At 64.5% G+C, this 12,531-nt stretch carries 10 protein-coding genes and 1 pseudogene; 3 read left to right on the forward strand and 8 right to left on the reverse strand.

The genetic code is table 11. The features are described from left to right. Positions 1–40 precede the first annotated feature (40 nt). The 8 genes and pseudogenes from X727_RS138440 to X727_RS138410 form a co-directional block, all read right to left on the reverse strand. Entirely contained in the window at positions 41–943 is a 903-nt protein-coding gene (locus tag X727_RS138440; RefSeq protein ID WP_023702812.1) for a hypothetical protein, read from the reverse strand. Further along, positions 940–2,490: a hypothetical protein gene (locus X727_RS138435; RefSeq protein ID WP_023702813.1), complete on the reverse strand. Its 1,551-nt coding sequence runs from the start codon at positions 2,488–2,490 to the stop codon at positions 940–942. The genes X727_RS138440 and X727_RS138435 overlap by 4 nt, the downstream gene beginning before the upstream one ends. Positions 2,491–2,635: 145 nt before the next feature. After that, on the reverse strand, positions 2,636–3,625 hold the full coding sequence (locus X727_RS138430) for a polyprenyl synthetase family protein (protein ID WP_023835165.1): 990 nt from the start codon (positions 3,623–3,625) through the stop codon (positions 2,636–2,638). A 147-nt stretch (positions 3,626–3,772) separates the two neighbouring features. Beyond that, positions 3,773–5,116, reverse strand: coding sequence for a cytochrome P450 (locus X727_RS138425; RefSeq protein WP_023835166.1), 1,344 nt, complete (start codon positions 5,114–5,116; stop codon positions 3,773–3,775). After that, a complete protein-coding gene (locus X727_RS138420; protein ID WP_023835167.1) occupies positions 5,116–5,958 on the reverse strand; it encodes an SDR family oxidoreductase in 843 nt (280 codons plus the stop codon). The genes X727_RS138425 and X727_RS138420 overlap by 1 nt, the downstream gene beginning before the upstream one ends. A 6-nt stretch (positions 5,959–5,964) precedes the next feature. Beyond that, positions 5,965–6,252 (reverse strand): annotated as a pseudogene (locus tag X727_RS1000000169845) (ferredoxin); the annotation flags it as partial. Between the two features lies 1 nt (position 6,253). Further along, positions 6,254–7,543 carry a cytochrome P450 gene (locus X727_RS138415; protein ID WP_023835168.1) on the reverse strand — a complete coding sequence of 430 codons (1,290 nt, stop codon included), beginning with the start codon at positions 7,541–7,543 and terminating at the stop codon, positions 6,254–6,256. Between the two features lie 91 nt (positions 7,544–7,634). Beyond that, positions 7,635–8,837 (reverse strand): cytochrome P450, encoded by a 1,203-nt coding sequence (locus X727_RS138410; RefSeq protein ID WP_023835169.1) that lies wholly within the window; start codon positions 8,835–8,837, stop codon positions 7,635–7,637. A 195-nt stretch (positions 8,838–9,032) separates the two neighbouring features. Here X727_RS138410 and X727_RS138405 point away from each other — a divergent pair, with 195 nt between their 5' ends. From X727_RS138405 to rpoN, 3 genes are all read left to right on the forward strand, one after another. Next, positions 9,033–9,293, forward strand: a complete 261-nt coding sequence (locus X727_RS138405; RefSeq protein ID WP_023835170.1) for a hypothetical protein — start codon at positions 9,033–9,035, stop codon at positions 9,291–9,293. 1,189 nt (positions 9,294–10,482) lie between these two features. Continuing rightward, on the forward strand, positions 10,483–11,016 hold the full coding sequence (locus X727_RS138400; protein ID WP_023698264.1) for a peroxiredoxin: 534 nt from the start codon (positions 10,483–10,485) through the stop codon (positions 11,014–11,016). 69 nt (positions 11,017–11,085) lie between these two features. Then, entirely contained in the window at positions 11,086–12,522 is a 1,437-nt protein-coding gene (gene rpoN, locus X727_RS138395) for an RNA polymerase factor sigma-54 (protein WP_023822632.1), read from the forward strand. Positions 12,523–12,531: the final 9 nt, after the last annotated feature.

The following is a 12,531-nucleotide window of genomic DNA, read 5'->3' on the forward strand; positions in this document are numbered from 1 at the left end:
GACCGACGGGAGCGCGCGCAAGCCGCCGCTTCCCGCGCGTTCAGGCCGGCGCACGCTGGCCTCCCTCCGCAGCGTCGCTGCGGTAGCGGCTGGTTGAGGTCTCGTAGTACTGCGCTCGGATGGCCGCCATGGCGTCGATCAACGGTCCCCACGGCGCGGGAAAGCGTTCTTGCGCCATCACCCGGTGCAGCATGCGCGTATGGCCGGCCAGCTCGTCGTTGAGGAACTCCACCACAGGCATAGCCGGATAGCGCTGCAGCAGCAGGATCGCCGCGTTAACTCCCTCGCCGGCCGACCTATCCTTTTCGCGTCCATGCAGATCGTTCTGCAAGCGCCCTATCGCGGAGATGAGCCGCAGGACCTGGCGAAACGCCGGATGCGCGCGCAAGGTCGCCATGTCCAGCCCCCACAGCAACGACAGGCAACAGAACACGTTCGTGTAGGCGATCGAGTCCACGCCGTTCTGCAAGTACTCGGCGTAGGACCATCGCTCCGCCCCTGCCGCCTGCGCGTGTTCGGCACGCAGCGCCGCGCAGTAGCACCGGGTATCCTCGAGAAGCTGGGCATAGTCGCGACGATCGTAGGCGAGCGCGGCGAGCGAAGCGCGCAGCACGGCACAGCCCTCGAATCCGGGGAGCGCGCACGGCACGCCCTGCCCCAGCGCCTGCTCCACCGCGGCGAGCTGCTCCGGCGCGATCAGGTCAAGGTCGTTGCAATCGTCCAGCCAGAACAGCAGCGCCAGTTCGCGATAGAACGCCACGATCAGCGTCTCGTCCAGCGGGTCGCGGCCGGTGCGGGCGCTGGTGTCGCGCAGGCTCGGCTGGATGCGCTGCAGGATGTACTGGCCGCCCCGGACTGCTTCCACGCCATGCTCGTCGGCGAACCCGGTCAGGGAACGCCCCCACTCCAGCACCTGTTGCAGCGCGCGATGGGTCGGGATCATGGCCCCGCTCCTGCTCCCTCGGCCGAGACGCGCCGCCCCCAACGAAGCGCCAGCCACAACCCGGCGAGTTCGGCCACGCGCACCACCCGGGTGGGGCAATACAGTTCCTTGCCGATCCACAGCGGTGTCTGGGGCAGTGAGTGCGCTGCGTGGCGGGCGAGCATCCACTTCAGCGCACCCGCCACCGCCTGCGCGATGCGCCGGCGTCCTGCCGGCTCTTCGCTCCCGTCCATCACGTGCAACGCGAACAGCGCATAGGCGGTTTCCTCGAATGTGGACGCGCGACCGGCGCCCCAGCCGCCGTCATCGCGCTGCGCCTGCAGCAGCGCTGTCAGCGCGCGCTCCTCGCGCCACTGGGGCTTGCCTTGCGCGAGCGCAGCAATCGCATGCGCGGTGGGATATAGCCACGAAACGTGCCATTTTTCGTTGTCCCATAGACCGTGCGGGTTGCGATTGGCCTCGACGTAGGCGCTGGTGCCGGCGGCGGGCTTTCCCAACATTCGCAACGCATGCAGGGCATGGATGTTGGTCGACACCGAGGCATTGCGCTCACCGGGGAAGGTGACGAAGAGCTCGCCGGTTTCGAACTGGCGCAAGGCGTCGGCCGCCGGGTCGCGGCCTGCAAGGCGAAGGACGCACAACGCAACGGCGGTGTCGTCCGCATCGGCCGCGAAGTGCAAGGCAGGGCCCAGACCGCGCACGCCCAGGCGGGCGTCGAGCTGCGCGATGATCACTTGCACCGCCTGGGCGAGCGCGGGATGCGCGAACAGACCGGCCAGATGCAGGGTGTACAGCGACCAGCATGGCTCGAACACATTGATTGGCCAGACGTTGGGAACGACACCTTCGATGCCGGTGCGCGTCGCCCGCGATGCCGCCTGCAGATACCCGCCCGTGCGCCCGACGTGCGGCGTTCTTCCCTGTGTGACGGCGTGCGCACGCCACGCGGCGGTGGCCGCCGGACTGATGCCGATGCTGCCGTCGTCGTCCGGGCATGCGGTGGCCGGCGACGTCCCCCAGGCTTCCCAGGAGTGCAGCAACGGATGGCCGCTCGGCAACGTCGCCACAGCCCCCAGCTTGAACAGGCGTGCTTGCCGCAACGGCAACAGCGCCGCGTGGCGCGAAAACGACAAGCCGCCCAGCAAGGATGCGGCCTCGTCGCACAACTGCGGCAGGATCAGCTCCGCGCCGATGGGCGCGTCTTCCGGCACCGCATGCGCGTAGGGATCGGGCTGGCGCTCGATGAACCGGGTTGCAGCCTGGACTGCGTCGGCAGCCCCGGGAAGAGGATCGGCATGCTGCAATGCCAGCAGCGCCGCCCACGTAGGCGCATGGCGAAACAGCGGGAAGTCCGCACTTCCCCATCCGCCATCGGCCTGTTGCTGCGCGATGAGCCAGGTGTACGCGTCCTGCCGACCGGTGACGTTGCCGTGGAACTGCAGAGCTCGCGCCGTGTCGTAGATGGACGGGCCGACGCTGCCGCCGTCGCTCATCTCGTTCAGCAGGTGGCGCAATTCGGAAAGGATCTGTTCGGACAGCGCGTTCACGCGGGATGTTCCTTCTGCAGAGGGCTAACGAGAACAGAAACGGGCAGACGCCGCGCACGTCGCCGCCGACACGGACACAGTGCAGCATGCAGCGCCCGCCGGCCGATCGCACCAGCACAGGGGCGAGTACTTACGGATGGGGCGCTCATGCGTATGGCGCGGACAGATAGACGTTGGCCCGCTGCAGCATCTGAGCCAGCGCTTCCGCACGCGGCCCCAGAGGGGCGATGGCCTCCCCGGCGTCGTGCAACAAATACAGCGCGAACTGGCGCGCTGCCTGCAGCCCCATGATTGACGCGCAGGTCGGCTTCTGCGCCGCCGCGTCCTTGCCGGGGGTCTTGCCAAGAGTCGCGGTATCCGCCGTCGCGTCGAGAATGTCGTCGGCCACCTGCAACGCCAGGCCAAAACAGGCGGTGTATCGATCGAGCGCACAGTAAAGCGTAGCGTGCGCGGCATCCTCCGTGATGGAGTATAGCGCGCCCATGCGAACCGACGCGCGCACTAGCGCTCCGGTTTTCATCCGGTGCATCGCTAGGATCCTGTCCAGCCCGGCGTGCTTTCCGACCAGGGACAGATCCATTGCCTGTCCGCCTGCGGCACCCTCGGCGGACACCGCCTGCGCTAGTTCGCGCACGAGAGCGATACGGTTGTCGCCCGGCGCATCCAGGCTCGTCAGGGTCAGGAAGGCGTGGGCCTGCAGCGCATCGCCGACCAGGATCGCAGTGGCTTCGCCGAACTTTACGTGCACGGTCGGAAGGCCGCGGCGAAGCACGTCGTCATCCATCGCGGGCAGGTCGTCGTGGACCAGGGTACAGGCGTGCATCATCTCGATCGCGGCACCGACGTCGTCGAGCATGGGCGCCGGCGTGCCCGCCAGTGCGCCGGCAGCCAGACAGAGCAAGGCGCGGGTGCGCTTCCCGCCATGCAAGGTGGCGTAGCGCATGGCCGCCATCAGCTCTGTCTTACCGTCGTCTTTGGCGCAGAGCAGACGCCCCAGAGCCTGTTCGACCCGCTTTGCGCCGTCCTGCATCCAGATCTCCGGGAGCAGCCCGCCAGAGGCGCCGCGCGCCTGCGCGCCCAATCCGCCGAATGTGGAAACGCCAATTCGGTCGCGTGGAGTGGAACCGGTCTGCATGTTGTTGATGTCCTTGTAGCTGAGATGGCCACGGCGAGCGCAAGTCGTCACGGTGTTGCCGGCGTCACACGAGTGCGTGCGCTGAGTGCAGCAATGCCGCGCCCCGCCGGCGCCGCTGCCTTGCCACACAGGGCATGCGATGCCAGCTCATGAGAAGCCTATGCGGATTGCCATGGACGGATGTGCGGTCGGGTAATAGCGCCGGCCTTTTTCGACGTCGCTCAGCAACTGCGGCCGCACCCCGGCCTTGTGCATGATCAGCGCCAAGGCGATGCAGAACTGCACCATTTCCAGCCATACCAGGTGGTAGCCGATGCAGACGTGTGGGCCGGTACCGAACTGCAGCATGTCCACGGGCCGGATCGGTTCTGTGCGTAGCAGCCACCGCGCCAGGCGGAACTGATCAGGCGCCTCGTGCAGCAGCACCGAGGTCGAGAAATGCAGCAGCGGGATGCATAGATGGGTGCCCGCGGGAATGCGCCGTTGGCCGAGTTGCAATTCCTGCAGCGCGCGACGCGGCAAGAGCGTGGTCGCCGGATGCAGGCGCAGTGTCTCGCGGAACAGCGCCTCGGCGACCGGACACTGCGCCAGGTCCGCGTGCCGGGTCGGCACCGCGCCCACGCGTTGCGCCTCCTCGACCAGGGCGTCCCACAGCACAGGCTGCCGCGCCAGCTCGATTACAATCCAGGCCATCGTCGAGGCAGTGGTGTCGTGACCGGCAAGCAGCAGCAAGCGAATATTCGCGACCAGGACGTCATCGGAGAGCGGACCGTCGCTGCTGTCAAAAGCGCTCACCATGTCGTTGATGAACCCGGTGCGCGCGGCATGCGCGCGCGCATCGCGGACGAACCGGCGCAACTGCGCGTCGATCCAGTCGCGGGCGGAGCGGCCGCGCCGCAAAGGCAATCCGGGCAGGTCGACCGGTGGCGCGATGATCAACTGCAGCAATTGCCGGTACTTGCGATGCCATCCCGGCAGGTCCTGCGCGGGGATTCCCATGAGGCTGAAGATGAGCTTCAGCATCAGGTCGCCGGTCTCGCGCAGGATAGTTACCTCGCCGCGGGCGCGCCACGCCTGCACCCGCGCCTGGATGACCGGCGCGAACAGGTCGCCGATCCCGGCCTGGGTCAGCCCCTTGGGCAAGAACGCTGCCTTGATGGCATCGCGCGCCTGCCGGTGCGCGCCGCCGTCCAGGGCAACCAACGTTCCGCCAAGCAATTCGGGCGCGATCTCTTCGATCAGCGCCGAGGACACGTCCTTGTGCTTGAGCAGAGAGAATGCGTCTGGATCCACACAGGTCATCAGATGTCCGGGAGGGCCGAAATCCAGCCAGAAGTGGCTCCCCAGCGTCCGTTCTGCTCGCTGCAGCAGGCGCGGCAGGTCGCAGACAATGGCGGGAAGATGCCCGACCAGGGGGAAAGCGCCAGGCATGACCGGGATGTCGCACCGCAGCCGGTGCCGACGGTTGAGCGGGTTGAGCAGCATGTCCATCAGCAGCGCGCCGCCGCCGCCGGTTCGGTGTCGCCGACAGGGCGCGCGGCGCAGCTGTTGCCGCCGTCGGCGTATGTCGGCACATGCGCCAGCATGCCGCCATCGATGCACACGACTTGGCCGGTGATGAACGCAGCATCGGCGGAGAGCAGGAACGCCACGAGTGCGGCCACGTCCTCGGGGCGGCCGACGCGCTGCAGGAGCTGGTGCCGGCGCAGATGCCGTTGCATGCACTCGTCCAGCTTGGCGAGGAGACGCTCGGTCATGATAAGACCCGGCGCAACCGCGTTGCAGCGGATCTGCGCATGACCGTACTGGGTGGCGAGCGAAGCCGAGAGCATGTTCATCGCCGCCTTCGACGCGCCGTAGGACGTCTGCGCCGTGTCACCGCTGAGCCCTTGGCACGACGACATGTTGACGATCGCGCCACCGCCGCGGGCGATCATCCGTGGGATGGCCTGCCGGCAGCAGAGCAGCGTTCCGCGCAGATTGGTCGCCATGGTCTGGTCCCAGACTGCCAGGTCCAGGTCGAGGATCGCGCAGTCGCGCTGGGTCAGATGCATGGCGCTCGCATTGTTAACCAGCAGGTCGACCCCCCCGAAGTGCCGCTCCGCCATCTCGAACAGCGCTGCCACCGCCTGCTCATCGGCGATATCCATGGCTATGGGCAGCGCGTGGCCTGCTTCGGCCGCGATCTGCGCGGTGCAGGCGATGGCCGCCGAGCCATCAATGTCGGCCACCACCACTCTGCCGCCCCCGCGCGCGATGGCGAGAGCGCATGCCTTGCCGATGCCAGCGCCGGCGCCGGTCACCACGGCCACCTTGCCTTCAAACCGTCCCATCGTGCCTCCTGAATTGCATTGTTCTTTCGCGGCATGCCGCTCGGCCTGCGCCGGAGAAGGCGTAGGGTCGGCGCTGGCGCGCTCGTCATGGCCGGCGTCGCTTTCGATCACCCGAATGGCGGCGACCGGGCACTGGTTGGCCGCAAGCCGCACGGCGGCGTGCAGCGCCTGCGGGACCGTCGCCACGCACACTTCGGCCACGCCGTCCGGTTCGCGCTGGCGAAAGGTGCCCGGCAGCGTCAGCACGCACTGCCCGGTAGTTCCGCACAGATCCTGATCGACCACGATGCGCATCTCAGCCCTCCTGCCGATGCAGCCGCACCGGCAGCGCGCGGAACGTCCTAAGGAACGCGGAGGGCTCCCGGGTCGGCTGCTCGGCCAATGCCAGCGTGGGGAAGCGCGCCTGGACCCGCGGCAGGCTTTCGGCCAACTGCACCCGGGCCAGTTGCGCACCAAGGCAGAAGTGGATGCCGTGGCCGAAGGTCAGCATGATCTTCCCGTCGATCGACATGCCAGGACTGGTGCCGCAGAACCGCACGGGATCGAAGCGATCGGGATCGGCGAAGGCGTCCGGGTCGCGATTGCCGGCCGCGATCAGCACGCGCACGTCCGCGTTCTTCGGGATCACCACGCCGCCCATTTCGATGTCGCGCTGGGCGATACGCGGAATGGAGCTGAACAGGGCAGGCGCGTCGTAGCGCAGGGCTTCTTCGACGAATGCCTTCACCCCCACGGCATCTCCCTTCAGCCAGTGCCGCTGTTCGGGATACGCCAGCATCGCCAGGACAGCATGGCCGATGGCCGCAGCAGTGGTGGCGAAGCCGCCCAGCAGCATGCCCCAGAGCATGCTGATCAATTCCGCATCCGACAGCGTCTCGGCATCATCGTCGTGTGCGCCGACCAGCATTGACACGATGTCGTGGCGGGAATCGGTGCGCTTGCGCTGTATGAGGTCGCCGAAGTAGGCCTGCACCCTGGCGCTGGCCTCGTCCCCCGCGGCGAGCTGCGGATCGCTGGCGTGCGGGCTCAGGCCTTCCAGAATGGCGCTGATGCCGGTGACGAGCGCGAGAATGTCGTCCGGGGGCATGCCGAACAGTTCGCCGAAAACCAGCATGGGCAAGGCCAGCGCGAATTCCTGATGCAGGTCCACTGCCTCCCCGCGCTCCAGTGCGGGCGCCATGCCGTCCAGGCGCGCTGCGACAATGCGAGCGATGGTCGGCCTCAGCATGTCGATCTGGCCGATGGTGAAATCGCGCGAGATCAGCCGGCGCAGACGCGTATGCGTTGGCGGTTCCTTCATCGCCAAAGTGGACGCCAGCAGACTTAGCGACAGGCTGGTCGCCGCACGCGGGAAATAGCGCGCCAGTTCACCTGGCGCCGGCCCCCGAAAAGCATCGCCAGTGGCTTTAAGCGCCCAGTAGATGTCGGCGTGGCGGCTCAACAGAAAGAGACCCGACGCCGCGCGATGTACCGGATCGTGCTCGCGTAGCCACCGCATGAATGGGTACGGGTCCTGAATGCACGCTGGCGACGCCAGTTCGGCGAAGGCGTCCCGGCATGCTGCCGTGGTTTCTTGCACGTCCATCTTGGTCACCTGTTGGCTGGCTGATCTGATCGGCGCGCGGCAGTCGCGCCGGCAACTCGAGAACATCGGGATTCCTGGTGGCGTCCGCGCATCACCAGAGCACCGGGAACTCCTCGAACCCGCCAGTGATGATCTCCTTGCGCAACTCCAGTTCTTCGGGCGCCACCGCCAGGCGCAGCGCGGGAAAGCGCTGGAAGATCGAACCGAACACCGCCTTGAGTTCCAGCCTGGCCAGCGCCAAGCCGATGCAGCTGTGCGGCCCGTAGGAGAACGCCAGGTGCGGGTTTTCGTCACGTCCGACATCGAAGATTTCCGGGTCGTCGAAATGGCGCGGATCGAAGGACGTCGCCGGCAAGCCGACCAGCACCTTGCTCTCCGCGGAAACATGCACGCCCGCGATGGTCACGTCGGTCCTGGGATAGCGCATGATGCCGTCCCAGCCCGCGCCCGGCGGGTACATGCGCAGGATTTCCTCCACCGCCTTGTCCACCAGGGATGGATCGCCCACCAGGCGTGCGCGCTGTTGCGGATGGCGGAACATGGCCAGCAGGCCGAATTCGATCTGTGCCACGGTGCTCTCGTGCCCCGCCACCAGCATGCCCGCCGCCAGGCCGATCGCCTCTTCCTCAGTCGCGTTGCCCTGGTCGACCGCCGCGAGCAGATCCGTCAGCACGTTGTCGCCCGGATCCTGGCGCTTGTCCCGCATCTTGCCGCGAATGTAGGTGCGGAGTTCTTCCCAGGCCAAGCGCGACGCGCTTCGCGGGCCGCTTTCATGCTGGTGCGTCATCACCTCGTCGGACAGCCCGGCGAAAAAGGCGTGATCCTCGTAGAGCACGCCCATCAGCGCGCCAATGACCATGGCAGGAAGCGGAAAGGAGAGGTGGCGCCGCAGATCGGCGGGCTGGGGCTGGGCCGCCAGCGTCTCGAACAACTGCGCGACGATCGCCTCCACTTGCTGAGCGAGCTGCTTCACCCTGCCGTTGCTGAAGGATGGCGCCACGATAGTGCGTAACCGCGTATGCTCGCCCCCCTCGTGCGAGACCAGCCATCCTGGCGAACCGAGAATCACCGAATCCGGGGTGAATGCCGCCGGCGGCATTCCCGCGGGCCGGAACGCCGCGTCGGTCAACACCGCCTTGGCCTCGTCATAGCCTGTCACCCACCAGCCTTCGTGCCCGGACGGGAAGCGCACGCGGTGGATCGGACCGTTGGCGCGTAGCGCCAACATCTCGGGGGATGGCTCAATGTGATCGACGCGCCACATCGGCAGCGTCGGCAAGGGTTGTTCGGACATGGTGGCACTTCACTCTATAGCCAGGGCGGAAGGTGACCGGCGGGCGCTGCGGCAGCGAAGACCTAAGACGGCATATAGATGACGTCGTCCGAAGGCAGACCGATTATCAAGAACGGCTGGCGCGTAACTGTCTAGGCACATCGCGCGGCGATATGCAGAACGTTATCCTGCACCTTCGAGGTCAGGATAAGGTCGGTGTGGTGGGCCTTTGAGCCGCCGCCAGCCAAGATTTCCTGCGCAAGGGTCGACAAGAGCGGCGAGCTGTTGGGTAAGGGCGGTTTCGCCGAGGACCCCATGCCCATAGACGCTATCCGACGCGGATTTGACATTTTGCTTTTCTTTCTTCGTTCCATTCGTGCCATCCACGAAATGAAAGTCGGTCGGCGGCTCCCGGCCCGCAACGAAGCGGCTTCAAAACTCGTGCCAATTTGGCCAACCGAAGAAAAAAATCTGTGATGCTTTTAGGGGCTTAGCCTGAGGCCAGAGAAGAGCTAGGCGAAATAGGCCGGTGTCGCGGGCCAACAAAGGCGACGGAACAGTGTCGGACAGAACGCCTCGGCGACCTTTAGGTCGGGCTTGCGACATTCTGGTCCAGTTTCGAACATAAGAGGCGGCGAACAGACACGATTGGGGAATTCGATCCTCACGGGGCCAAGGCGCTTGCCCAAGAGCCCCCGCTCATGGTCGCTGCGACAGGCGCATGTTCGCGATAGCCGTGCCGGCGCACCAATGAACGCTAGCGCCACACGTTACGCAATGACTGGAGTGCCCTCCAGGCTCAGGTAATGCATCGGCTCGGCTTCCGGTTCGTCTTTGCCCAGCCGGGGCGAAGCGCCGAATATCCGCATCATACAGCATCGTTGTTGCCTGTGTGACGAGGCGGTTATAGCGCGCGCCCGATCTTCTAAGACACGGCCTCCGAGAAGGAGGGGCGGTCCAACAGCCCCTCTATTCCAAATGGCACGCCGCTTGCTGCTCCTGGTTAGAGCACCATCAAATCACGATGAAAGCGACTTGCACCATGCCCGACACGCGAAGCTCCAGACCGTGGCCTGAGGAGACGGTGCCCCTTGCAGCTGAACATCGGGGCATCGTCTCCTCCGGAAGTCCGATCTGGATGGCCGCTTTGCGCATGGCTGGTCCGATGCCGGCACGCCAACACGGGCAGCGCGCGCAAATGCGGTTTGCCGGTTCTGTTCAGCATGTGAGTGCCGAAAAGCCTTGTCAAAGGGTCACCCAAGCCAAGGCCGGCGGGTCACTGCCACATATCCACAACACGCTGAACCAGTCCAGTGACTCGGAGTCCTGTGACGCGGGTGTGTTGCATGAAGACATTTCAGGCCCCCATATGCTTGCGATATTGGCTCCTTCCGGCCGCTATCCTTTTTCGAAACGCAAGATCGCTAGTGACCGATCCGCTTCCGGCGCCATAGCCGTGGAAAGCAACCGGCTCGACGGTGTCCAGATCGCACAGATCGATTGCGTTCGGGTGGCCAAGACACCGCCAAGACGTTCCCACTGTCGGGAGGGAAAAAGGAGGTTGCGAGCCGCGAGGCCCTCATTCCGTGCCGGGCATACGAGCCTTTGCCCGGTATTGCGCCAGCCTCTGCCAGAATTCAGCGCAGTCTTCTTTAGGAGCAACTTAATGACAGTTCAAAAGAAAGTTCCCTTCGTCACCTTTCTCACGCGTGTTCACGATAAGTCGGTCGAGGGGCCAAATCCATATCGCTGGGAAGAAAAGACATCTGACGACTACTTTGCCGGCAAGCGCGTCATCCTGTTCTCGCTGCCTGGCGCCTTCACGCCGACCTGCTCGACCTACCAATTGCCCAAGTTCGAAGAGCTCTATGATGAGTTTGAGAAGGAGGGAATTGACGCGATTTACTGCCTCTCAGTCAACGACGCCTTCGTCATGAATGCGTGGGGGAAGTCCTTGGGCCTGAAGCAGGTCGAGCTCATCCCCGATGGCTCAGGCGAGTTCACACGCAAGATGGGCATGCTGGTTGCCAAGGACAATCTCGGATTCGGGATGCGCTCATGGCGTTACGCCGCCCTGATCAACAATGGCGTGGTGGAGCACTGGTTCGAGGAGGAAGGTTTCTCCGACAACTGCGAGGCCGACCCGTATGGCGTCTCATCCCCGCAAAACGTTCTCGAAACGCTGAAAGCCGCCGCATGACCTAGAAAACGTCTCACTGGCGCCATTGCAGGCCCCAAGAGGCTCCTCGACAGGATTATCGCACTCACCATGCAATCTTCAGCAAGCCTGTTTCAGCGCCAGAAGCAATCCATCGTCGCATCGCCTCAACTCATTGAGTCGATTCGCTTGCTGCAACTGGCGCATACCGAACTGCATCAGTTCGTGGAGCGGGAAATCGAGAAGAACCCGCTCTTGGAATCTGCGTCAAACGATGGCGGGCCTTTTGACGATGCTTCGATTTCGGGAGCGGATCAGCCCCTCGGCCCTGGTGCAAACGCCGTTGAAGGGCTGACCGGGGCAGGGTCGCCTGAACGGCTCGGGCAATGGAAATCACTTCGCAACACGACCAACAACCCGCCGGGCAATGGCCCTTCCCTCGACGAGTTTGCCACCCTCGCCGAAACATTGCACGACCATGTCGCTCGTCAGATCGCCCTCACTGCGTTCACACCACAGGAGCGGCTGATCGCTGGCCAGCTTGCCGCCGATCTGGAAGACACTGGCTATCTTCGGGCAAACCTTTTGGAGCTGGCCGAGAGCCTAAATGTCCATGAGGCTGTTGTGGAACGGGTTCTCGGAACCTTGCAGCAATTTGATCCACCGGGAGTTTTTGCGCGAAGTCTCAGAGAATGCCTCGAGATTCAGTTGCGCCAGCGAAACCGGCTCGACCCGGCAATGGCAGCTTTGGTTGCCCATCTTGAAATGCTTGCGCGACGCGATTTTGAGGCGCTGAAGCAGCATTGCGGCGTCGATGAAGAAGACCTTCTCGACATGATGCATGAGGTTCGTGCGCTCGATCCAAAGCCTGGGAACAGATTCGAATCCGGTGCGTCTGAATCAATCATACCCGACGTCTGGGTCACGCCCTCGCCGCAAGGCGGGTGGCAGATCGAACTTGATCCCGCCACGCTGCCGAAGCTGCTGATCAACCAAACCTACTATGCCGAAGTCACGCGTCAAACTGCCCAAAATTCGAAAGATAAAGCATTTCTCGACGAATGCTTGCAAAACGCGAACTGGCTAATCCGCAGCCTCGATCAGCGCGCCAAGACGATTGTTAAGGTTGCGGCTGAAATCGTGCGTCAGCAGGATGCCTTTTTGGAACATGGCGTCGCCCACCTGCGGCCTCTCAATCTCAGAACCGTCGCTGACGCGATCGGCGTGCACGAGTCGACGGTAAGCCGGGTGACCTCGAACAAGTACATGCTTACCCCGCGCGGCGTCTTTGAACTGAAGTATTTTTTCACCGTCGCGATCGCGTCCTGCCAAGGCGGCGATGCGCACTCCGCCGAAGCTGTCCGGCATCGGATCAAAGCGATCATTGCCGCAGAATCTCCCGGCGACGTGCTTTCCGACGAGGACATCGCTGTCCGGCTGAAGGAAACCGGCATTGATGTTGCGCGCCGCACCGTCACAAAGTATCGCGAAGCAATGAACATCCCCTCCTCCGTACAACGCCGCCGGGAAATGCGCTTGTGTTTTTAGATTTGAGTC

Origin of the sequence: Mesorhizobium sp. L103C105A0 (assembly GCF_000502215.1) — a bacterium.
GTDB lineage: Bacteria > Pseudomonadota > Alphaproteobacteria > Rhizobiales > Rhizobiaceae > Mesorhizobium.